The organism is Brenneria nigrifluens DSM 30175 = ATCC 13028, assembly GCF_005484965.1.
Taxonomy (GTDB): Bacteria; Pseudomonadota; Gammaproteobacteria; order Enterobacterales; family Enterobacteriaceae; genus Brenneria; species Brenneria nigrifluens.
In genome coordinates this window covers 2,898,402-2,922,073 of record NZ_CP034036.1, presented here as the reverse complement: position 1 = coordinate 2,922,073, position 23,672 = coordinate 2,898,402, and the positions used below count along the sequence as shown (strand labels likewise).

Genomic DNA, 23,672 nt, shown 5'->3' with positions numbered 1-23,672 from the left:
CCATGCCAACATACGAATTTGACCCCAGCAGCATTCTTTCGGCTGATATAGAAGCGCTTCCTCAACAAGAGGATAGCGCGTTTTATATGGAAACGCCGTCTTTATTATCGGCAATTAACCCCTTTACCAACGATCAAAGGGTTAATCGAGCAAGGGATGCCGCCTTTAGAATCGATAACTCTTTGGGGAGCTTTATTGCTACCGCACCATTTAGCCAGTTCGAACCAGTAGACGGGTATAACCCATTCGATAATGATGCCGCTGGCATCAAAGGGTATGAAGATTATGCCGACTCGTTTATCAACTCACAGTCCCCGCAGGAGAGCGCGGCCATTAAATATCGAATTGACCGACAGATACAGGATCGACAATACCTATCAGAAATGGGCGGCGCCGGACTAATATCCAGCATGGCTATGGGGGTTATAGACCCGATTAATATCGCATCTGTTTTTTTACCGGTTGGCGCGGTGGCACGAGGTGGGGCAATTGCCGCGACTGCTGGGCGCTTTGCAGCATCAACAGCAGCGGGGAGCGTCGCATCTGAAACTGTATTGCAATCCACACAGCAAACCCGGACGTTTGGCGAAAGCGCAACAAATATTCTTGTTGATGCAATGGTAGGCGGCGTTCTTGGTGCTGGTGCGCAATTACTGGCAGGGCCAGCACAGCGAACCGCGATCTCGCAAGCGGTTTCGAGTCATTTGAATGGCACCGATTCACCACAAAGCATTGGTGCCGCGCAGGTATTTAATACCACACTCGATCAGGAGCAATTGGCAGGTGTCGGGCTGATTAATAAAACATTAAGCGTTAACCCATCTGGACGCCTAGCGCAGTCACCCGCTAAAACCTCTCGCCAGATAAACCAGATGTTGGCGGAGAATAATTACTTTTTTGCCAAGAATGATGAAGGGTTGGCAACGTTCACCGCATCCGAGACGAAAATTAAACAGTATGACGTATTGCTGTATAAGCAGATGGAGTCAACGAAAGACGCCTATCAGCAATATAGCAAGCGGTTGGGTCGCAGCCAGCGGGTTAATTTTGTTGAGTTCAATGAAGCTATTGGCATGGCAATGCGCAGGGGTGACCAGAGCGATATTCCGGAAGTCGCCCAGGCGGCAGCGCAGATCCGCCCGACGTTTGAAATCACGAAAAAGCGCATGCAGGAGCTTGGTATTCTTCCGGAAGATGTGGATGTGGTAACAGCGCAAAGCTATCTGCCTCGAGTCTATAAATTCGATAAAATACTGAGCGATCGCACTGAGTTTCGCGGACGTATCGCTAATTGGATTCAAGGCATCAGCACTAAAGGTTCAGAGAAAGCGGCGCAGCGTATTGAAAAAATCGACGCTGGATTAACGGCAGCAGAGGAAGCGACACCACAGGCGAAAGCGCTGGCGGATGAGATAGCTGAAGCGGAAGCGTGGTCTGGAAAAAAAGTATTGCTTGGCGATGAAATGCATAAACTTAGGCAGTTTGTAAGTCAGCGATCCGAACTTGAGGTCCACATATCACGGCTCTCAAGGAGAAAAAGGCCAACAAAGAAACAAGTTGAACTTGAATCTAAACTCGCTCGTATTTCTGAGGCAGAAAACACGCTGGCGAAGTATCAGCGCCACCTTGAAATTTTGGATAACCCACGCCAACACCGTAATGAATTACGCCGTTTGGAGCGAAGGGCTAACGCAACTACCAGGCTAAATGCCAGTCGAGAACGCAATCTTAAGGCGATGGAACCGTTGAGCCGTGAAGAAGCTGAAGACGCCGCAGACGAGATCGTAAATAAAATCATTGGTGCGCCGTCTGGCATGGTGCCTACTGAATTGCTACCTGAAAGATTGGTTGGCCGAGCCGGTTTCACCAAAAGCCGCACGCTGTTAATCCCTGATGAGAGAATAGAGGACTTTCTTGAATCTGATATCAACTATGTTATGGAGAGTTACCTGCGTCAGATTGCGCCAGAGATTGAGCTTACAGCACAGTTTGGCCGTAAGGATATGGGCGAACAAATCCGGCAGGTTTCAGAGGAATACAGTCAACTAATTCGTGATGCTAAAAACCCCAAAGAGCGCGCCCGCCTTGAAAAGCAACGAGAGGCAGATTTACGGGATATTAACGCGATGCGTGATCGTTTATTGGGAACCTACGGCGCGCCGCGTGATCCCCGTAGTTTTTTTGTGCGCGCTGGGCGCGTTGCTCGCAACATTAATTTTTTGCGCCTGCTGGGGGGGATGACGATATCAGCATTACCCGACTTAATGCGCCCGGTTATGCAGCACGGATTAAGTAAATCGTTGCGTCCTATGGCTTCCATGTTGCGCAATATGGAAGCGGTAAAGATTGCCACTAAAGACTTGCGAGAAATGGCGGTTGGCCTTGATTACGTGCTTTCCACCAGAACAAAGGCTATCGCTGACCTAACTGATCCCTATAGTCGCCGATCAGGTCTGGAACGTGGATTGAATTGGGGTACGCAGAAGTTTGGCAACTGGACACTAATGAACCAATGGAACAGCACGTTAAAATCATGGTCTGGGCTTATTGCGCAGTCGCGTGTATTGGATAACGCCCGTCTTACTGCCGGCGGGAAGAGCATCCCAAAGGCAGACTTACGCAAGCTGGCGCAGATGGGGATCGATGAAAGCATGCTGCGCCGCATTGGTGAACAGTTTGCGAAGCACGGCGAGGATATGGACGGGCTACTGACCGGACACAGCCATCTTTGGGATGATCGCGCGGTGCGTGAGGCGTTCCAGTCGGCTATCCTGAAAGACGTTGATTCAACCATTATTACGCCGGGTGTGGGCGATACGCCGTTAATGATGAGTTCTGAGGCGGGTAAAATCATCTTGCAGTTTAAGACGTTTATTTTTGCCGCACACAACCGTATGCTTGTGTCTGGAATTCAGCAAGGTGACGCGTCATTCTATCTTGGTTCGTTGGGGTCTATAGCTCTTGGATCTATGGTCTACATGATGAAACAAAAGCTGTCTGGGCGTGATATCGACTACAGCCCCAATAACCTGGTGAAAGAGGGAATCGACCGCTCCGGGATGTTGGGCTGGATATCGGAGCCGATTAATACCGTTGAGAATATCAGCGGTGGGCGCTTTGGCTTGGGGGCCATGTTTGGCGCGCCGCCCGTTTCCCGTTTTCAAAGTCGTAACGCCATTGGTGCATTAATGGGGCCAACGTTTGATCTCGGTGGTGATGCCGCAACGGTGGCAAATGGTGTGCTTAACGGCGAGTTTGATGATAAGCAGGTGCATGCTGTAAGGAAGATGCTGCCATTGCAAAATCTACATGTTATAGCCCCGCTGCTAAATCAGGTCGAAGAACAGATGAAATAGGCGACTTTATGAATTTAGAACACGCTAAGTTATTTCACATCGAGTTATTGCGAGTTAAGAGCACAGAAGAGACAAGTAGAGTACTGAGCGTGCTTATTGGCGCTGGGTTGTTCGTTTACTCAATATTCCCGCAAGAAAATAAATTGATTGGTTTTTATATAATTACGACAATGCTTGTGTTTTGTGTTTATAAGTGGGTATCCAGCAGGAAAAGAAGGATAAAATACACCGATTCCCTAAATTCATATTGTTGGTCTAACCTTGGGAAAAGCTATGCGGAAGCCAAATTCTCTGATTTTCTCGATTAAGCCCACCGTAGGGTGGGCTTTCATGAGTTTACTTCTTTTTTACTGCTTCTAATCGCGCAAGGAATGGGGGCAACGATTCTGGTGGGGGCCTGGCGACGCGACGCTGGACAGGGCGCCGGATTTTGGGACGGCATGGGGGGAATAATGGGAAGGTTATTTTTGTTCGTGTTTTTGTTCGTTTGTGGCGCAAGTAATTCATTGGCGGAGATTTCTGAAGAAACGCTCCGCGACCAATGGAACGCTGTAAAGCTCAACGACAAGAGCCATACTGGTTTAACTAAAACAACAGCATTTATTGGTTATGTTCTCGGTGTAGCGGACTCTGAAAATTTCAAGGGTCCTGTATGTATCCCGGACGAGGTCACCCCAAACGTTATAGTTAAAACTGTGGGTAGATATTTAGACAAAACCCCTAACATGAAAGGCCCTGCGCAGGGGGTGGTGTACTTTGCGTTAAGCGAAGCATATCCATGCCCTTACCCTGAGTTTCAAATGTGCGTTGGTCAAAAGCAGGCGGACGTCAGGGAAAGAGCACTGAAGGAGTGCGCACCCCTGAAAAAGTTAAAAATACGTTGACACTCACCTCAAACCCCGAACGTGTGAAATTTTGCAATTATCCTGTAAACACGTTTGACATGTAGCGTAGAGCGGTGGATAGCGTTATAGTTAGTAAAGTCTAAAACAGCCAGCGCTTTCATACATGCACGTACCCGAACCTAAAACCAATAGTTTAATTGAGAAATTAAAACCTTCTATTACAGAAGGTCGCAATCTTCTTAGCGAGCTGGAACTGCGAAGGGCAGCTAAAGAGGCCGGCAGCATAAGGGAATTAAACCAAAAATGGTGTGTTGAAGGAATGATCTCCTTTCTGAAGGGGGATGTTGAGGAAGGGATTAGGTTGTTTGAAATGTCCATTTCCTCGTCTCCTGGTGAGTCTGTAAGTTGGTCAAACTATGTTTCAGCCCTTCATTCATGGTGCCAGTTCAGTAAAGCAAGGGAAGTATTTAGGCGCGGTATAAGTAATCGTATCCCTGTGATGCTGGAATTTGCATTCGTGTGGGGTTCTAGTTGGGCCGATAGGGAGATAATGGATTCCGCGTATCCAGTGATCGAAAAAATGGATATCCAGCGCAACTTCCACGGCGTTCATAAGACTTTGTTTGAGGCAGCTATGTCTGTTTACTCTCAACTTAAAAATGCAGGTAATACGATCTCGGATGAGTTATCGGAAATGTCGTCTGTTGTTATGCATATTGCTGAAGAAGAGCACCTTCCTTTAGTTTCCACCCGAGTAACCCATGATGGTTCTGGTGAGTACGGCTTCGCCTACGGGGTGGATACGACAGATCCCCATTATCTGGTTAAGCTGGATAACATGCTCTTCGATAGATTGATCGCCCAAGGCATTAAATCAAAAAATTGCATTGCGTTTTTCGAGTCCATAGCCGAGGAAGAGTAGCCATGCCTGTAAGCCGGGATTGCTTTTTAGATATCGCCAAAGACTCTTTAAAAAACAGCGGTGAACAGTGGACTAGAAACGCAATAAGCCGTTCGTACTATTTTATGTTTCATTCCGTGAAAAGTATCATTATTGATAAGGCCCCCGACCGGGATAAAGCGGGTAACAGACTTCCTTTCGGTGAGCATAAAAGGCTAAGCGAGTACCTGTGCAGTGGGGACGCGGCAGAAGATTATTCTCTTGATGGCCCCACCGCTGAAAAAATCGGCATGAAATTAAGGTCCGCACACCAGAAGCGCTGCGATGCTGATTATGCTTTGGAAAAGAAAATCAATAGAATCGATGCGCTAAAGATGGTTGTGGCTGCCGAGGAAGTAGCCCGGGACGTTGATAGCCTTAGCAAGCCTTAATAGTCAGGAAACCGACCACCCGGCCGCAGCATCATAGCCTCATGTTAATCATGGGGCTTTTTTTATGAGCGACGACTACAAATCGCGTCTTACCATCCTGAGCGATAAGCTCACCGATACCGTGCTGACAGAGGCCGATCCGGATAACTGGCCTGGCGCTGGTAAAACCATCGACAAACACACAAAGCAGGAACGCGGCGATCGCTACTGGTTCAAAAAAAACGCGGCGGCCACGCTGACGCTGTTAACGAAAGTTCATTCCCTGATTGGTATGCACACCCGCGGCGGTAAGCCTGGAGAAAATAACCCGGACGATGAAGCCTTTTCGCTGGGTCAGCAGGTGGCAGCGGCAGAGCGTGAGGCGGCGGCGGTAATTGAACGCATTCAGGGGATGCAGAAAGGGAAAAAATGATCTCTTTCGTCGCCTTTTTCATTATGTGGGCGGAGCGTATGCGGTGGGATGTGCCGGACTGCCACTGGCGCGCCGTAAACTGGCTGGAGCACCGCGGGGATCTGGCGGTGCTTCGCTGCTTTCGTGGTTTCGGGAAATCAACAATCCTCGCCGTTTATAACGCCTGGCGATATTACCGGGATAACACCTACCGGATCCTGCATCAGTCAGAATCTGACGGCACGGCATACAAAACCAGCCGAGACACGCAAAACGTATTACGCAATCACCCACTGACGCGTGGAATGTTGCCGGACGGGCAGGGAACGGTTGAACAGTGGTGGGTTAATAACTCTCTCGATAAGCGCAACGCCAGCATGTACGCAAAGGGCATTCTATCTAACGTCACATCCGCCCGCGCCGACGAATGCCAGAACGATGATGTGGAGGTGCCGAAAAACATTCAGACGCCAGAGGCGCGGGAAAAGCTGCGTTACCGGCTGGATGAGCAGACGCACATCCTGGTGCCGGGCGGGCGGACGCTGTATATCGGCACACCGCACACCCATGACAGCCTTTACGATGAGGTGGAAAAAATGGGGGCGGATTGTCTAACGATCAAGTTGTTTCATCAGGAGCACCGCATAGAGGCCAGGGACGCGAAAAAAACGCGATACACACTTCCATTCCGCCCCGAGTATGTTTTTACCGGAATTCATATTGGCGCCCGGCTGCTGACGGAGGGAACCGACTATCGGCTGACTGATTCCGGCATTGAATTCGCCGAAGCGCCAGACATGACCATTGACTGCTACGCAGGTTGCGAATGGCCAGAGCGGTTTACGCGTGCCGAAATGCTCCGGCGGCGGAAGAAAACCAGAACATTAAACGGCTGGGATAGCCAGTACCAGTTGCATAGCAAACCGGTTGGGGATATCCGCCTGGATCCCGATCGCATCCGCGAGTATGCCGTACAACCAGAAATCCGCTACGCCAACGGCGGCTGTTCGATGTGGCTGGGTAATCTGCAGATCGTTGGCGCCGTGGCGTGGTGGGACGTGGCAACGGGCAAAGTAAAAGCGGATGCCAGCGCATTTACTCTGATGCTGACAGACGCGCGCGGGCATCTGTATTGGCACGTCTGTCAGGAACTGACTGGCGAACTGGCGGAATTCGATGATAACGACAAAATCACCGGCGGACAGGTAGTACAGATCCGCGAATTGGTCACAAAATACCAGATCCCCCGCGTCGCCGTCGAAGTCAACGGGCCAGGCAGCTTCGCCGGAAAATTACTGCGCCAGGCGCTGAAAGGCACAGGTTGCGGCGTGCAAGAAGAATTCTCCACCACTAACAAACAGAAACGCATTCTGGATGCGTTTGAGGCGCCACTATCGTCTAAATTCCTGTGGGCGCACAGCGATGTGCTCGATGGCCCGATGTACGACCAGATGCGCGACTTCAACCCGGCGATCACCAACCAGCCGGACGACTATATAGACTCCGGCGCCGGCGCAATAAGTCAGACGCCGGTACGCATCGGCAAGTTGGTCGGGAAACCGACCGCCGGGGCGCGGGAAAATTGGCAGCCATACGATGGCGATTGCGAGGTCGCTACAGACTACTAATCTGAGGCTGACACCATGGCTGTTCCAGAACAAACCCCTTATAACATCTACACGGCCAACGGCGTAACTACCGTATTCCCCTATGAATTTTATCTGCTGCGGTCTGATGATCTGGCCGTTTATATTGATGGCGATCAGATTTCTACGGGTTTTACCGTGTCAGGTATTGGAAACGTTAACGGCGGAGAGGTTGCATTCCTAACCGCGCCGCTGGCGGGCAGCGTCATTACGCTGGAGCGCGTTATTCCCGCAACGCGAACCACTGAATATCAAGACAATGGCGACTTATTGGCTGATACGGTAAACAAAGATTTCGATCGGCTTTGGATGGCTATTAAACAGGCGTTTGTTAATTTTACTTTTGTGTTGGCGCGCCCTATCTCTGGAGGTCCGTTCAATGCGCAGGGGTTCCGTATTGAGAATCTTGGAGATCCTATCAATAATCAGGATGGGGCAACTAAATTATGGGTTAATGCCAATCTAAATAAAACGCTGCGAGTACCTGAATCTTTCATCTCCGCGCTTCCGTCTGTTGAGTATCGAAAAAACAAGGTCCCCGCCTTTAATGATGCCGGTGATCCTGTCGTCATGATCCCTGTATCAGGTTCGGCCGCCGATGTGTTGATAGAATTAGCAAAACCGACTGGATCATACCTCACTGGTTACAATAGGGAATCTGTTTATACGGGTAATCTTGGCGATTACCTTGATAAATCCATTACATATATTACCCCTGAAATGTTTGGTGCTAAAGGGGATGGCGTTGCTGATGACCGCATTTCAATCCAGTCGGCTATTGATTTTGCGTCCCTTGTATATGCACAAACAGGTACGTCTGCGGACGTATATCTATCAAAAAATTATCTTGTGTCGCTCAACCCCGCATCTACCCTTATCCCGGGTGAAGTGGCGGCCGGACGAGGAGCGTTATGCATTAAGGCGGGTGTACATATTTGTGGTCATGGGCAGATAACACTTGATAAAGGGTTTACTGGCGCATCTTCCGGTGCTGTGATTACAAATTGGCTGGGTGCTGCTAATCACTGTAGTGTGCGCGATATAACAATAAATGGTGCCTACGGTGAAGCGTCTGGTAGTGGTATTAATGGCATCAACATTGTTGATTCAGAAAATGTTGTTATAAATGGAGTTAACGTTAAAGACTCTACCGCCGGAGGAATATATCTACGCAGGTCTGGAAGTAGCTCATCTGATTATGGATGTTCTAACGCTCAGATAATTAATTGTTACGTGAATAATGTGCACTATATTGGAATTCAATTAGAGCGCCCTAACGGCGCATTAGTGCATGGTAATACCGTCATTAATTCTGGTGACAACGGCATAGACGTGGAGGGTAATAACTCGGCGACTACGGGTATAGGTCTAGCTGCCATGCTTACAATTGCAAATAACAATTTGCGAGATAACAAACATGGCATATTCATGGAATCCTGTGGTAATGCGCTGATAACTGGAAACAATATAGATTTGGCGCGCAGCGTGGGTGTAATCGGGAATAGAATAAATTCAAACGCTAGCCGCATTTCTATAACTGCAAATTATATTAAAGGTGCCGATGCAGAGTCTACCCGGGGCATCCGTCTAATAAATCAGGTTGGTGCGTACCACATTGCTGATAATGTATTCATGGATTTATATGCAGCAATACGCTGTAGTGCAGTAATCAATAACCTTACTATCGGGATAAATACCCATACAGGTATAACTAAATTACTAATTGAGCTAGATCGGCAAGCATCCGCCCTTATCCGCAGTAGAATCTATGAGCAAAGCTTCCTCGGGACACAAGCAGCGGGTTTTCCTACACTATTTTCGCCGCGTAATTGCCCGAGCAACTACCCCAATCGCCTGAATGGCTCGGTTAAGTTTGATGAAGCGAACTTCTCCTACCTTGCAAACTCCGGGGAGAATAATTTTACCAGGGCTACTGCCGTTATTGTTAGAAACACGTCTTGGGCCGCATACGCTCGATTTAACAACACGGTTGATGGGTATACTGATTTAAATGGTCACTTCGGTAATATAGGGGAATATCTAACAATTAATGGCAACACGTATCAGGTTTATGCCACATCAGAAAGCACGACAACTATCACTAAATGGGATGGTTCGGCATATGTGGCGGGTAATTTTGTTTCTGATTTCGATGATGCATACACTGTTGAAACAAAAAGGTCTGAATGGGGGAGCTTGTAATGCCTGATGTTAATTATGATGAATTGAAAGAACAGATTGAGGATGAATTGGGTAATTCTGTGTTTAATATGGTTCCATCGGATGTTAGAATTCTTCTATCTGAAAAGTTAATGTTGCTTTCAGTGGATGATGTTTAATGGTCGGGAAACCGACCGCCTCGCAAACATAGCATTGAGCCATAACCAACCAGCTCAATGCATATCATGAAAACAAGTGGCAGCTCTGATTCTTACTTTTGGTCATGGATGACAGGTTTTTTAACCACGCTATCAACACAAGACGTGATTTTCGCCATTGGGGCGGTGTTTACTGCAATATTCACCGTCCTTACCTACCTTTCTAATTCCAGAAAAAATAAAGCCATTGCGGCGGAAGCTCGCCGACAAACTGAAATACTCCTGGCCGGCGTAAAGGAGCAATCCATAACCCCGAAAGAATTTATCGCGGCCACGAAAAACATAAAAGGTGGCGCCGATGAGCACGCGTAAATCATCCGCCATCGTCTGCGCCATAGGTGGAATAATCGCGCTTGTGCTGAGCATGGCCCCCGATATGCGATCGGTGAACGGCAACCCATTACGGTTCAGCAAACAAGCGCTGGAAATCATGGCGAACGCCGAGGGATGCCGGCGCGATCCCTATCTTTGCCCCGCGCGAATCGCTACCCAAGGCATAGGACACACTGGCGATGGTGTTGGGCTGGATCCGGTAGCCAATGATGCGACGATTGCCAGATGGTTCGCTATGGACGCCATGGACGCGCAGAACTGCATTGAAAGAAACGTTGAAAATAAACTCGGGTTTCGGCTGCCGCAGGGTGTATTTGATGGCATTGGCTCTTTCATCTTTAACGCCGGGTGCTCAAAGTTCCTCACGTCAACGATGTACCGCTATCTTCTTGATACGACATATACGGCAGCGTGCGATCAGCTTTCGCGCTGGGTATACGGCGGCGGTAAAAAATTGCCGGGGCTCGTCGATCGCAGGGCGAAAGAGAGGGCGCTATGCCTTGGCAGATAATCGCGAAAGTTATTATCGTTATGCTGGCGCTGGCCGCTATCGTCGGCTCTGGCGCTTGGCTGGCCGCGCGGCATTACCAGCCGGCTATCGACAATCTGAACGAGGAGCTGACGCAATGCCAAGGTGCCAGGCGCCAGCAGGATACCACGATAACGGTACAAAACAACGCGGTGACGGCTTTACAGGTGTTGGCCGATCTGCGCGCCGCAGACGCCGAGAAAGCCAAGCTGGATGCGCAGCGGGAAGCACAGGGCGATTATGCCGCTGCCAACACGGTGTTGGCGGAACAGACGCAGGGCGATGCGTGTATGGCTGCGTCATCGGCGTTTGACGATGAGCTACGGCGGGAGCGTTCGAAATGAAGCGGTGGGCGATATGGGTGGCGCTGGCACTGGCCGGATGTGGCAACGCTCCAGCGCCGGATCCGGTTTATGTCGAAGTTAAGGTACCGATAGCCGTTCCGTGCAAGGCTTTTCCGGTCGAGCGGCCAGCGTTCGCTGTTGACCAATTACCAATCGGTTCCACGATTGACAAACAGATGCGGGCGCTGCGCGCCGAGCGGCACCAGCGGACCGGATATGAAAGGCAATTGCTGGCGGCCATCACCGCCTGCAGTGAGTGAATAATTTTTTCCACGCCATCACCGCGCAATTTCCTAAAATGTGATTTATCGATATCGCAACATGCTGATATTAAATATATTTTATTTTGTTTTTGTTAGGAAAATAAATAATAACTAATTGTTTTTTAAGATAAACATCAGGAATTTAAAATCCCTCGGCGTACGCGCTGTGTGGGTTCAAGTCCCACTCCGGGCACCATCGATAAAAACTCAATTAAAACAAGAATGTAGAGCAATGTCGTTAACCGCCAAGCAGGCGGTTTTTTTGTGCCTGGAAAATGGAAAGTGGCGACAAAATGGCGGCAGAGTGGCGACACCAGAGACCCCCTACCCAAATCCCAAAGCGTGCTTGCTCCCCGTCTTGCCTGCGCTAAACATGCCTCTTTGGGTACAATATCCTAGGGGCAGGGAAGCCGCGCCGGGACTACGTATGGAGAACTGGCCCGCCAGGACGGCTGATGATAGCTAACATCATTTTATTCAGGAAGCGAACGACGTGCGTGAATGTTGTCGCAATCCAGCCCTTTTGTGAAGCTGACGGCTCACCCTTTCTTGAGGTACATCACCTGAAGTGCCTGGCAAAAGGGGGACTGATACCGTGGAAACGCACGGCTAAGGACTATCCCGGCTTTGAATGGTCTACTTGAGGGGGGGGGCGCTTTATTCTGACCGTTACCTGATTTTTCGGCACAGGTACTTGTTTTTTATTACCCCATCAAAAAAGCGGCCTTTGGAAACCACGGCTTCAGAAATGAATTTCCCGTAAATGCGTTCAGGAACGCTAATGTATTGATAGATATCTTTGTTATGAAACTCTATTTCAAGGATACGTTTTTCCGGGTCGTATCCAATCGAACGAATCCTTGATGATGAAACGAATTGCCGCTGCAATGACTGCTCCTCCTTTGTGTGGAACCTTGCATGGAACTATAAAGGATTTTTGGCCCGTCGTGTTGTTAATGATCATGCTTATCTGTTGAATGTACAGCGGAGTTTCATCTGGCTGGCGGCTTGACCAATGGTGGTTGCTGAGTAAAAGCGGGCGCTATCGCCCGCTTTCATACCGCTTAAAACGTTTCCCAATTGCTGGTATTGCCGCTTGTTTTCTTTGTCGCGGCTGATGGCAGCGCGTGCGACGCTTTAGCCGGCGTTCTTTCCCGGTTTTTTTCCGCTGCTTCGGAAAGTTTGAAGATAGAGACAATTTTCGTCAAACGGCGCGCCTGTTCTTCCAATGATGCTGACGCCGCGGTTGACTGTTCAACCAGAGCGGCGTTTTGCTGCGTCACGCTGTCCATTTCCACCATCGCCTGACCAACCTGGGTGATCCCTTTACTCTGCTCGTTTGAGGCGGAAGCAATCTCACCCATGATATCCGTTACGTTGGTCACCGCCTTGACGATGTTCTCCATGGCGTCACCCGCAAGCGTTACCTGGTTCGAGCCTGTTTTTACATTTTCCACCGACTCATCGATTAATCCTTCAATCTCTTTCGCAGCCTGGGCGCTGCGCTGCGCCAGGCTGCGTACCTCGCTGGCGACGACGGCAAATCCGCGTCCTTGTTCTCCGGCGCGGGCCGCTTCTACGGCCGCGTTCAGCGCCAGGATATTGGTTTGAAAAGCAATGCTGTTGATGACATTGATAATATCGGCGATTTTCTGCGAGCTGCTGGTGATTTTACCCATCGTCTTGATCACATCGCCGACAATCTCACCGCCATTGTTTGCCGTTTTGGAGGCGTTCTGCGCCAATACGCTGGCTTGGTTGGCATTGTCCGCGTTCTGTTTTACCACGGCGCTTAGCTGTTCCATGCTGGCTGCGGTTTGCTCCAGTGCTGATGCCTGCTCCTCCGTGCGTGAAGATAAGTCTGTATTGCCGGAAGATATTTCACCGGAACCGCGGTAAATCTCTTCTGCGCTGCCACGAATTTCGGATACGGTTGTGATCCAGTTGTTTTGCATTTGCTGAACGAAAGGAATCAATTGTCCGACGCAGTTTTTGCCCATATCGAGCATTTGGGTGTGTAAATGCCCAACCGCCAGGACCTGAAGGTGCTTTTTAATCAACTCGAGCGGTTTGACCACAAAAATGGCCAGATAGCGATCGGTCAGCAAGACGATGATCAAGCCGGTAATCAGCGCCAGAATCAGCGCGTACTGGCACCAGTGGACCCAGGAGTCGATTCTGCTTTGCGCCTCGCTTTTCAACTTTTCAATAACCAGATTGTATTCATCGATAGCATCGGTGAAATTTTGGCGTAAAGGGCGATATGTCTGGGTTGCATACTGAATGAACTCATCAACGCGGCCGGCCTTGACTGCCTCATAGAGCGGCAGCACGCCGTTAGTGTAAAGCTGGTACGAACTGTTATAAATGTTGTCAATGGTGGCCGGGGCGATGTTGGCATGATCGGTGGTTTTAAATTCCTCCAGGCCGACCTTGATCCTCGCCAGTTCCCCCTCAACCAACTTAAGCTCCAGTTCGACTTCTGCGGTATTGTTATTTTGTTTTGCGCGTGTGGCACGTTCCAGGGCGCTGATAATGCGATAGTACTGTCCGTTGGCGCCATTAATAATATCGCCGTTGTTTTGCTGTACGTTGGTCAACTTGAGCTCGGCGGTCAATTGGCTTAGCGAGTACAGCGCAAAGGCCGATACTCCGCCCCATAATAAAGAAAATAGTATAAGAATCAGAATCATCATGGTTCTGATTTTGATATTGCGTACAAATCTCATAGTGTAAATCCCGGTGAAAAAATGATAAGGCGGTTAATCCTAAAAAAGACAGGATCGCGTTAGCGTTTCCCTTCAGATGCCAGGCTGCTGGTGAATTTTTACAGTCTGATCAATTATCCATGACGGTATGTCTCTTGCGTTTCTGTTATCGGCGTGTAAACGGTGGGCTTCATAACGGTTTGAAATTATTTAACCTGATTAATGTTAATTTTTGTAACCGCCAGGAAATAATGCGGCCGTGGTGTAAAGGATAAAAACTAACGGTATAATTAGCAGGATAAATAATGGCTCGAAGCGAAAAAGGTAACACTGCTGGCGCGGCGCTAAATATGTCAGATATTCCTTGCGGGTTATAATATTTAGCAACGATTATCCCGTTTCTTGGGGTTAGAGAGGTTTTTGAGAGAAATTTATGAAAGTGAATGATTTAGTAACGGTCAAGACAGACGGTAGGACCCGCAGGGAAGGCGTTATTCTGGCCGCTGAAGAATTTCAGGAAGGAACGATGTATTTGGTAGCGCTGGAAGATTATCCCGCGGGCGTTTGGTTCTTTAACGAAGTTGAAAGCAAAGACGGGACATTCGTGGAGTTTAAATCGTCTTCAGCGGAGTGATGTTGCGGGTATTGACCAGAGGTCGGATCAACACCCGCTGCGGATTTTAGTCCGCTACGTTAAAAGGTCTCCCAATTACCATTCTCCGCTGTGGCTTTTTGCCGGGTTAACGCCAGAGAAGGCGTTGGCCGGGTTGTCGGCGCTATCTTCTCCGGCCACAACGGTGAAACCTCGCCCTTGTTCTCCCGCAGATCTCTGTAGTGCCTTGATAGATTGCGTCCGCGTTTTCGCGCACGGTTGTTACCGTGGCAGCCAACGATAACCGTATCTACTGAACGTTTCGGCTCAATGTGCCAATTTCATTGTTGCCATAGTTAGCAGAGGATTCAGGCGACATCGCTGACGGTAACGCCCCGTTGCAATATCAGCATGGCGATAAGACGTCGGGCATGGTATTTGTCGCGTGTTTTGTGAATGGTTTTCTGCATCAGCCGTCGTTCGGTACGGAGTAATAAAGTAATAACTTGATGTTAGGCGTTTTTGTGCCCATATATTATTGGTTGCGTGGTGTTTGAATCAGGCCGGTAAATTGAATGCTTGCGGATTATTAATAACTGCCCAGTGCATTGATATAACACAGATATAATATATCGATTTTTTAAAATCACTAATTAGCAAGTTTCCTAATTATTAATAGCCATGTCCAATGGAGTTTTATTGTCGCAGTTGACTAATTGTCTGACTGGCGGGCGAGGTGTATTACGACAGTTTCTGCCGCTTTTTCCTTTGCGCGTCTTAATCGGGTAACCTTTGCGTTTTTTAATTTATTAAAGAACGTGGAAACCCGCATCAATGCGTCAACGTAAAAGCGGAGGGGGGGGCGCGGCAAAAAACAGGGGAGCGGGGATAAGAGCTGAAACCGCTAAGCAATGGATGGATACTGTTTCAGTACGTAAAGGAATGCAAATTTTTGGTAAAGAACATAAATGGATGTCTTAATGTAAATTTGCTATACCAAGATAATCCTTGTTTTCGTTTATCTATCATTTAGATAGCAGAGAAAGTATTTTGTCTGCGCATACAGAATGTTATTTTGTAACGTTTGATACAGTTTTTTGTGCCAAAAATGAGTAAGCAAGAACACCTGCTGATCGAAAATCACCCATAGCTCTTCCAATTTTGTGATCCATGTCACATAATTACTATAATCATTCTTCGCTCGCGTTGTATGTGCTAAGGATTAGGCGGTACAGTTGCGCTGTTTTAGGAATAATCCTATGATTTGGCTGTAACGGACCTTGACGGGATCTAAAGCGCTGGGAACGTAGGGATGCGATGCGCAATGGATGCATCATGATGGAAGTTGGCGGAAGTACTCACTGTCCTGCATTAGAGATAAAAAATAGCAGCTAGTATCTGGCACTGATAGTTTTTTATGCCATCAATGGAGAGTGATTTTTGAACCGGGCGATATGGTCTATCACCTAACTTATGTTTTAAACATAGCCTATCGGGATGGGAAATATGGGTACCTCTGAATTACTCAAGCACATTTATGACATTAATCTGTCTTATTTGTTACTGGCACAACGTTTAATTAATGACGAAAAAGCCTCTGCAATGTTTCGTCTGGGTATTGACGAAACAATGGCGGATATGCTGATGCAGCTGACTTTGCCGCAGATGGTTAAATTAGCTGAAACCAACCAACTGATATGTCATTTCCGTTTTAACGATCACAATACCATCAAACTCTTGACTCAAGAATCGCGTGTGGATGATTTACAGCAAATCCATACCGGTATTTTGTTGTCGAGCCATCTATTACAACAGTCAACTTCGAAAGAAGAGAACCAGCCTAAGAAAAGGGCATAGTAATGGCGGAGAAAAGTATTGTTAAGGAAGCGAAAGACATCCAGCTGGCGATGGAGCTTATTTCTCTGGGCGCCCGCTTGCAGATGCTGGAAAGTGAAACGCAGTTAAGTCGCGGACGCTTGATTAAGCTATATAAAGAACTTAGAGGAAGTCCGCCGCCAAAGGGAATGCTGCCTTTTTCAACGGATTGGTTTATGACTTGGGAACAGAATATTCATTCATCCATGTTCTATAACGCCTATAGTTTCTTGCTGAAACACGGGCAATGCAGCGGCGTTGAGGCGGTAATCAAAGCCTATCGCCTTTATCTGGAACAGTGTTCACCAAAAAATGATACGCCCTTACTGGCGTTGACTCGCGCATGGACGCTGGTTCGATTTGTCGACAGCGGCATGCTGCAACTCTCAGCGTGTAATTGCTGCAACGGTATGTTTATCACCCACGCTCATCAGCCAAAAAACAGTTTTGTCTGCAGCTTATGTCAGCCCCCATCCAGGGCGGTAAAAAGACGTAAACTTTCGCAAAATCTTGCCGATATTATACCTCAACTGCTGGATGAACAGGTAAAACACGCAGTCTGAGCTTGGTAGCGATTTGTGAATCTATCACTGTTTGTTATTGAGGACAGTGATAGGTTTCTCCTCAAGTAATTCCTGGCTTCATACCTGCGTTTTATCTCACTTTCCGCCCACCTTTTCGTATAAGGAATTCTTGTGCTGGTTATATTGGGTTATCTCGTAACTGTGGGGTCGATACTTGGCGGTTATCTCATGGTCGGTGGGGCCCTGGGGGCGCTTTATCAACCCGCGGAGGTATTGATTATCGCCGGGGCCGCCCTGGGGGCTTTTATCGTAGGCAACAATGGCAAAGCGATAAAAGCTACGGGGCGGGCGTTACCTTTGCTGATTAAAGGATCGAAATACAATAAGGCGTTGTATATGGATCTTATGGCGCTGCTTTTTCGGCTGATGGCCAAGTCCCGTCAGCAGGGCATGCTCTCCCTGGAATTCGATATTGATAATCCCCGCGAAAGTGAAATTTTTTCAAGCTACCCCCGTATTTTGGCCGACAGTAATATCGTTGAATTTATTACAGATTATCTGCGGCTGATGGTCAGTGGCAACATGAATGCGTTTGAAATTGAAACGCTGATGGATGAAGAGATCGAAACGGTTGAACACGAAAGCGATGTACCGGCCAACAGCCTCGCCATGGTCGGCGATGCCTTGCCGGCGTTCGGTATCGTGGCGGCGGTAATGGGGGTGGTTCACTCTTTGGCATATGTCGACCGTCCCGCGGCGGAACTGGGAATGATGATTGCCCACGCCATGGTGGGGACTTTCCTGGGGATTCTGTTGGCTTATGGTTTTGTGTCGCCATTGGCAACTTTGCTGCGTCAGAAAAATTCAGAAAAAATAAAGGTTTTACAATGCGTTAAGGTTACGTTGCTTTCCAGCCTCAACGGTTATGCGCCGCAAATCGCCGTAGAGTTCGGTCGTAAGACATTATACTCAACGGAAAGGCCTTCCTTTATCGAGCTGGAAGAGCATATCCGTCGGGTGAAAGCTCCCGCTCAGCAGGCAGCGGAAAATGACGCATGAAACATCAGCACCCCATTATTCGTAAAAAGCGCAAATCCGGGCATGCCGGCCACCACGGCGGTTCCTGGAAAATTGCCTATGCCGACTTTATGACGGCGATGATGGCGCTGTTTTTGGTGATGTGGCTGATTGCCATTTCCACACCGATGCAGTTGGCCCAGATTGCCGAGTATTTTCGCACCCCATTAAAAATAGCCTTAACCGGCGGTAGTAAATCCAGCGAAAGCGAGAGTCCTATCCCCGGCGGTGGGGATGATGTCACCCAACAGGATGGCGAGGTTAAAAGGACCATTAAAATGGATACGTTGGAGGGGCGACTAGACGAAATCCGTTTGAATAGGCTGCGCGAAAGATTGGACCAGCTTATTGAAGCCGACCCGCGGCTGCGCGCGCTGCGCCCGCATTTGCTGATCGAAATGGTGGATGACGGGCTGCGCATACAGATTATCGATAGCCAGAATCGCCCGATGTTTCAGACCGGCAGCGCGCAGGTGGAGCCTTATATGCGCGACATTCTGCGGGCGATAGCCCCTATTCTGAATGATATTCCCAATAAGTTAAGCATCTCCGGCCATACCGATGATATACAGTACGCCAGAGGCGAGCGGGGCTATAGCAACTGGGAATTATCCGCCGATCGCGCCAATGCTTCCCGCCGCGAGCTGCTTATCGGCGGGCTGGCCGACGGTAAAGTGCTGCGCGTGGTCGGCATGGCGTCAACCATGAGTCTGAAACAGGCGGTCGACGGTAACGATGCGATTAATCGCCGCATTAGCCTGCTGGTGTTGAATAGGCAGGCGCAGCGGGATATTGAACATGAAAACGCCGAAAGCGATGCGTTAAATGTAGACAAAGCGGAAAATTTACAAAATATGGAGTTGGAAAATCCTAAACCTACCACTCCGCCTGCCGACAATAGTAATAATAATATGGATGGAAGTGGTGAAACTCCGCCGCAACCCGTTAATGGAGTTCCTGCTCCAGAGCGCCAGCAGCCGACGACGTCGTTGCCTGCTGCGCCGGACAGCCAGGCGCCCCTTTCTCAATAAGCCGCGATTCACAGCAGAGGTGACCACGTGAGCATGGACATGAGCGCTTTCTATCAAACATTCTTTGATGAAGCAGATGAATTACTGGCGGATATGGAGCAGCACTTGTTGTTGCTGGATCCCCTGGCACCTGATACCGAGCAATTGAATGCGATTTTCCGGGCCGCTCACTCAATAAAAGGGGGGGCCGGAACCTTTGGTTTTACTGTGTTACAGGAAACCACTCATCTTTTAGAAAACCTACTCGACGGTGCTCGGCGTGGTGAAATGCGCCTTAGCACTGATATCATCAACTTGTTTTTGGAAACAAAAGATATCATGCAGGATCAGTTGGACGCTTACAAAACCGCGCAGGAACCCAATGCCGAGAGCTTTGAGTATATCTGTCAGGCTCTGCGCCAACTGGCTTTAGAGTCTCAGGCCGAAATCGCGGCGGCTCAGAACGACGCCTCGTCTTCCATCGCGCCGGAGCAGGATAAGAACGGTCCGGCGTCAACCGGTTCGGGTGAATTGCGTATTGCGCTTACCGGGCTTAAAGCGCAGGAAATTCCCCAAATGCTGGAGGAACTCGGCAATCTGGGCACGGTAAAAGATCCCCATCAGACTGATAACAGCGTCGAAGTGACCTTGGTGACATCCGAGAGTGAAGATGATATCAGCGCGGTGTTGTGTTTTGTGCTGGAGCCGGAACAGATCCACTTTCATCCGGCAGCGGCACCTGTCCAGCCGGAAAGCGCGGCGGCTGAATCCCTGCCAGAACCGGAAAAACCGGCGGCGCCTGCCGCTCCGACGCTTCAGGCTGTCGCCGCGCCGGCCGCAGCCAAACCGCATATTGTTCCCGACGCCTCGAAGCAGCGCAATAAAACCGGCGATACCAGTATTCGCGTGGCGGTAGAGAAAGTTGACCAACTCATTAACCTGGTCGGCGAACTGGTTATTACCCAATCGATGCTGGCGCAGCGTTCAAGCGAGCTTGACCCCGTCGCCCACGGCGACTTGCTGAATAGCATGGGACAGTTGGAGCGTAATGCCCGCGATTTGCAAGAGTCGGTAATGTCTATTCGTATGATGCCGATGGAGTACGTATTCAGCCGCTTCCCCCGTCTGGTCCGCGACTTGGCCGCCAAGTTGGATAAGCAGGTAGAGCTTACCTTGCGCGGCAGTTCCACCGAGTTGGATAAGAGTCTGATCGAACGCATTATCGATCCGCTTACCCACCTGGTGCGCAATAGCCTCGATCACGGCATTGAATCCCCGGAGAAGCGCATTGCGGCGGGTAAACCTCAAGTCGGTAATTTGACGCTGTCCGCCGAGCATCAGGGCGGAAATATCTGCATTGAAGTGATAGATGACGGCGCCGGCCTGAATCGCGAAAGAATTTTGGCCAAGGCTCTTGCGCAAGGGCTGGCGGTGAGCGACAACATTTCTGATGAAGAAGTCGGCATGTTGATCTTCGCCCCCGGCTTCTCCACCGCGGAGAAAGTCACCGACGTTTCCGGCCGCGGCGTCGGCATGGATGTGGTGAAACGCAACATTCAGGAAATGGGCGGGCACGTCGAAATTCGTTTCCAGGCCGGCAAGGGAACGACCATCCGTATTCTGCTGCCGTTAACGCTGGCAATTCTTGACGGCATGTCCGTCAAGGTCAATAACGAAGTCTTTATCCTGCCGCTGAATGCCGTTATGGAATCATTGCAGCCGCAGGTCGAAGACTTGTATCCGCTGGCCGGCGGAGAGCGTGTTTTGCAAGTACGCGGCGAGTATTTGCCGTTGGTTGAGCTGTTCCATATTTTTGATGTGGATGGCGCGAAAACCGATCCGACCCAGGGTATTGTGGTGATATTGCAAAGCGCCGGGCGCCGCTATGCGCTGCTGGTGGATCAGTTAATCGGGCAGCATCAGGTGGTGGTGAAGAATTTGGAAAGCAATTATCGCAAGGTGCCAGGCGTTTCAGCCGCTACCATCCTGGGTGACGGCAGCGTTGCGCTGATTGTGGACGTTTCAGCGTTGCAGGCGCTTAATCGTGAAAAGCGTGTGGTTGAAACCGCTGCTTAATAATAAAACAGATAGGTGATTAAAGGGTGGAAAACATGACTGGACTTGCAAACGTCACCAAATTGACCGGTGAAACCGTAGGACAGGAGTTCTTGATTTTTACGTTGGGTGATGAAGAGTACGGTGTCGATATTTTAAAGGTACAGGAAATTCGCGGTTATGATCAGGTAACCCGCATTGCCAATACGCCCGCATTTATCAAAGGCGTAACCAACCTGCGCGGCGTGATTGTACCCATCGTGGATTTACGCATTAAATTTGCGCAGCAGGAGGTGGATTATGACGATAATACCGTGGTTATCGTGCTGAATCTCGGACAGCGGGTTGTCGGGATTGTCGTCGACGGCGTGTCCGATGTGCTCTCTTTGACCGCCGACCAGATCCGCCCGGCGCCTGAATTCGCCGTTACGCTGTCAACCGAATATCTCACCGGTCTGGGTTCGCTAGGCGAAAGGATGCTGATTCTGGTGGATATTGAAAAACTGCTCAGCAGCGAAGAAATGGCGCTGGTCGACAGCGTGGCGAAAATCTGATTTATTGCTGATTGGCGGGCCAGCCGGGGGGTCCGCTCCTCTCTTTCTTATATTACCCTTCAATTTGAGAAACCATAAAGATATTTGAAGTAATGCCGATACTATCGCTGTCACCGGTAGTCGATCAACTCAAAGGATATGATATGTTCAGTCGTATGAAGGTTGTTACAAGTTTGATACTGATATTGGTATTATTCGGCACACTTCAGCTTATTTCGGCAGGCTTGTTTTTTAGCTCTTTAAAAAATGATAAAGGTATTTTCAGCTCGACTCAGGTTATCAACCAGAAGAAAGCGGAATTGGATGCGGTATGGTCATATTTGCTGCAGACACGCAACACCTTAAACCGGGCAGGTATCCGCGTGGCGCTGGATGCGGAAGGGCGGGGCGCCGGCGCGGCGTTTGATGAACTGCTCAATTTGGCCAAAACCCAGTTGGATTCCGCTGGCGTCCACTTTGCCAATTATGAAAAAACGGCGCTTGCCGCACAGCAGGATCCCAAGGTCGCCCAAGCGGTAAAAGAGAATTATACCGCGCTGCACGGCGCGCTGTCCGAGCTGGTTCAGTTTCTTGCCAATAATGAGTTTGAAAAATTTGTTGAACAACCGACGCAGGGATTTCAGGATAATTTTGAAAAGGCCTATAACGCCTATCAAATCGACAGCGACAGTGTACATCGGGCGGGGATCGCTGAAAACGACAAGGCTTACGATTCCTCGCTGTGGGTATTAGGCACCATTATTATTCTGGTGGCGGCATTAACGCTTATCGCCTGGCTGGGCATTCAAAAACTAATCACGCGTCCGCTGCAGTCTATCGTTGAACATATTCGGCATATTGCCAAGGGCGATCTGACCAAAGCGGTCAATTACCACAGTAAAAATGAAATGGGCATCCTGGCGGACAGTATCCGGGATATGCAGCATGAATTGGTTACCACGGTAAGCGCGGTGCGGCAGGGCGCCGACGCCATTTACACCGGCGCCACCGAAATCAGCGCCGGCAACAGCGATCTCTCCTCGCGCACCGAGCAGCAGGCTTCCGCGCTGGAAGAAACGGCCGCCAGTATGGAGCAGTTGACCTCGACGGTGAAACAGAACGCCGAGAATGCGCGGCAGGCCAGCCAACTGGCGTTGAGCGCATCGGAGACGGCGCAGAGAGGCGGCAAGGTTGTCGATAACGTGGTTAAAACGATGCACAATATTGCCGGCAGCTCGCAAAAAATCGCCGATATCACCAGCGTGATTGACGGCATCGCTTTTCAGACCAATATCCTGGCCTTGAATGCGGCGGTGGAAGCGGCAAGAGCGGGAGAACAAGGGCGAGGTTTCGCCGTTGTGGCTGGAGAAGTGCGCAGTCTGGCGCAGCGTAGCGCCCAGGCGGCAAAAGAAATTAAAGGTTTGATTGAAGATTCCGTCAATCGTGTCGATGAAGGTTCCGTACTGGTCGAAAGCGCGGGTGAAACCATGGAGGAAATCGTCAGCGCGGTGACGCGGGTGACGGACATTATGGGCGAAATCGCTTCCGCTTCCGATGAGCAGAGCAAAGGTATCGACCAGGTCGGTCAGGCTATCACCGAGATGGACAGCGTCACCCAGCAAAACGCCGCATTGGTTGAGGAGTCGGCTACGGCCGCCGTGGCGCTGGAAGAACAGGTGCGCATTCTCAGCCAGGCGGTGGCGGTATTCCGCCTGGCGGATGTCGGCGCCGACACGCAGCACGCAACGCCAGCGCAAAGCCGTCAAAAACCGGCTCTGCCGGCGGTATCCGCGAATACGGAGAAAAAGTCGCAACAAAGCCAGTCGACGGAGAATTGGGAAACATTTTAAACAAATCAGTATCAATGTGCGGCAAAGGTTT

23 protein-coding genes are annotated in these 23,672 nt (G+C 49.6%); 21 read left to right on the top strand and 2 right to left on the bottom strand.

The features are described 5' to 3' along the window. Positions 1-2: 2 nt before the first annotated feature. The 12 genes from EH206_RS13710 (at position 3) to EH206_RS13660 (ending at position 11,414) form a co-directional block, all read left to right on the top strand. A complete protein-coding gene (locus EH206_RS13710; RefSeq protein ID WP_009113373.1) occupies positions 3-3,356 on the top strand; it encodes a hypothetical protein in 3,354 nt (1,117 codons plus the stop codon). A gap of 371 nt (positions 3,357-3,727) precedes the next feature. Beyond that, positions 3,728-4,240, top strand: a complete 513-nt coding sequence (locus EH206_RS13705) for a Rap1a/Tai family immunity protein (RefSeq protein WP_009113371.1) — start codon at positions 3,728-3,730, stop codon at positions 4,238-4,240. Positions 4,241-4,364: 124 nt separating this feature from the next. Next, on the top strand, positions 4,365-5,123 hold the full coding sequence (locus EH206_RS13700) for a tetratricopeptide repeat protein (protein WP_009113370.1): 759 nt from the start codon (positions 4,365-4,367) through the stop codon (positions 5,121-5,123). A 2-nt stretch (positions 5,124-5,125) separates the two neighbouring features. Continuing rightward, positions 5,126-5,533 (top strand): bacteriophage protein, encoded by a 408-nt coding sequence (locus EH206_RS13695; protein ID WP_009113369.1) that lies wholly within the window; start codon positions 5,126-5,128, stop codon positions 5,531-5,533. Positions 5,534-5,597: 64 nt separating this feature from the next. Beyond that, positions 5,598-5,945 (top strand): hypothetical protein, encoded by a 348-nt coding sequence (locus EH206_RS13690; RefSeq protein ID WP_009113368.1) that lies wholly within the window; start codon positions 5,598-5,600, stop codon positions 5,943-5,945. Next, a complete protein-coding gene (terL, locus tag EH206_RS13685; RefSeq protein WP_009113367.1) occupies positions 5,942-7,552 on the top strand; it encodes a phage terminase large subunit in 1,611 nt (536 codons plus the stop codon). The genes EH206_RS13690 and terL overlap by 4 nt, the downstream gene beginning before the upstream one ends. 15 nt (positions 7,553-7,567) lie before the next feature. After that, on the top strand, positions 7,568-9,772 hold the full coding sequence (locus EH206_RS13680) for a right-handed parallel beta-helix repeat-containing protein (protein ID WP_009113366.1): 2,205 nt from the start codon (positions 7,568-7,570) through the stop codon (positions 9,770-9,772). Then, a complete protein-coding gene (locus EH206_RS23075) occupies positions 9,772-9,909 on the top strand; it encodes a hypothetical protein (RefSeq protein WP_009113365.1) in 138 nt (45 codons plus the stop codon). The genes EH206_RS13680 and EH206_RS23075 overlap by 1 nt, the downstream gene beginning before the upstream one ends. Before the next feature lie 66 nt (positions 9,910-9,975). Beyond that, on the top strand, positions 9,976-10,260 hold the full coding sequence (locus EH206_RS13675; protein WP_009113364.1) for a hypothetical protein: 285 nt from the start codon (positions 9,976-9,978) through the stop codon (positions 10,258-10,260). Further along, positions 10,247-10,792: a lysozyme gene (locus EH206_RS13670; RefSeq protein ID WP_009113363.1), complete on the top strand. Its 546-nt coding sequence runs from the start codon at positions 10,247-10,249 to the stop codon at positions 10,790-10,792. The genes EH206_RS13675 and EH206_RS13670 overlap by 14 nt, the downstream gene beginning before the upstream one ends. After that, entirely contained in the window at positions 10,777-11,154 is a 378-nt protein-coding gene (locus EH206_RS13665; protein ID WP_009113362.1) for a hypothetical protein, read from the top strand. The genes EH206_RS13670 and EH206_RS13665 overlap by 16 nt, the downstream gene beginning before the upstream one ends. Continuing rightward, positions 11,151-11,414 carry a hypothetical protein gene (locus EH206_RS13660; protein ID WP_009113361.1) on the top strand — a complete coding sequence of 88 codons (264 nt, stop codon included), beginning with the start codon at positions 11,151-11,153 and terminating at the stop codon, positions 11,412-11,414. The genes EH206_RS13665 and EH206_RS13660 overlap by 4 nt, the downstream gene beginning before the upstream one ends. Before the next feature lie 672 nt (positions 11,415-12,086). On the opposite strand, the gene EH206_RS13655 is transcribed toward EH206_RS13660, so the two are convergent. Then, positions 12,087-12,305 carry a KTSC domain-containing protein gene (locus EH206_RS13655; RefSeq protein ID WP_009113360.1) on the bottom strand — a complete coding sequence of 73 codons (219 nt, stop codon included), beginning with the start codon at positions 12,303-12,305 and terminating at the stop codon, positions 12,087-12,089. 176 nt (positions 12,306-12,481) lie between these two features. Continuing rightward, positions 12,482-14,146, bottom strand: a complete 1,665-nt coding sequence (locus tag EH206_RS13650) for a methyl-accepting chemotaxis protein (RefSeq protein ID WP_009113359.1) — start codon at positions 14,144-14,146, stop codon at positions 12,482-12,484. 412 nt (positions 14,147-14,558) lie between these two features. On the opposite strand from EH206_RS13650, the gene dsrB reads away from it, so the two are divergent. The 9 genes from dsrB to EH206_RS13605 all read left to right on the top strand — a co-directional run bounded on the left by dsrB (position 14,559) and on the right by EH206_RS13605 (position 23,641). After that, complete coding sequence (gene dsrB / locus EH206_RS13645; protein ID WP_009113358.1) at positions 14,559-14,759, top strand: protein DsrB; 201 nt, start codon at positions 14,559-14,561, stop codon at positions 14,757-14,759. 792 nt (positions 14,760-15,551) lie between these two features. Further along, entirely contained in the window at positions 15,552-15,698 is a 147-nt protein-coding gene (locus EH206_RS23070) for a hypothetical protein (protein ID WP_156803278.1), read from the top strand. Between the two features lie 525 nt (positions 15,699-16,223). Further along, entirely contained in the window at positions 16,224-16,574 is a 351-nt protein-coding gene (flhD, locus tag EH206_RS13635; RefSeq protein ID WP_009113357.1) for a flagellar transcriptional regulator FlhD, read from the top strand. A gap of 2 nt (positions 16,575-16,576) precedes the next feature. Next, a complete protein-coding gene (flhC, locus tag EH206_RS13630) occupies positions 16,577-17,155 on the top strand; it encodes a flagellar transcriptional regulator FlhC (protein ID WP_009113356.1) in 579 nt (192 codons plus the stop codon). A gap of 132 nt (positions 17,156-17,287) precedes the next feature. Then, the gene (motA, locus tag EH206_RS13625; protein WP_009113355.1) at positions 17,288-18,175 is read left to right on the top strand and encodes a flagellar motor stator protein MotA; all 888 of its coding nucleotides are present in this window, start codon (positions 17,288-17,290) and stop codon (positions 18,173-18,175) included. Further along, a complete protein-coding gene (gene motB / locus EH206_RS13620) occupies positions 18,172-19,224 on the top strand; it encodes a flagellar motor protein MotB (RefSeq protein WP_009113354.1) in 1,053 nt (350 codons plus the stop codon). The genes motA and motB overlap by 4 nt, the downstream gene beginning before the upstream one ends. Positions 19,225-19,263: 39 nt before the next feature. After that, positions 19,264-21,279, top strand: coding sequence for a chemotaxis protein CheA (gene cheA, locus EH206_RS13615; protein WP_009113353.1), 2,016 nt, complete (start codon positions 19,264-19,266; stop codon positions 21,277-21,279). Positions 21,280-21,314: 35 nt separating this feature from the next. Next, positions 21,315-21,812, top strand: a complete 498-nt coding sequence (gene cheW / locus EH206_RS13610; RefSeq protein WP_009113352.1) for a chemotaxis protein CheW — start codon at positions 21,315-21,317, stop codon at positions 21,810-21,812. Between the two features lie 143 nt (positions 21,813-21,955). After that, the gene (locus tag EH206_RS13605; RefSeq protein ID WP_009113351.1) at positions 21,956-23,641 is read left to right on the top strand and encodes a methyl-accepting chemotaxis protein; all 1,686 of its coding nucleotides are present in this window, start codon (positions 21,956-21,958) and stop codon (positions 23,639-23,641) included. The last annotated feature ends 31 nt before the right edge of the window (positions 23,642-23,672 follow it).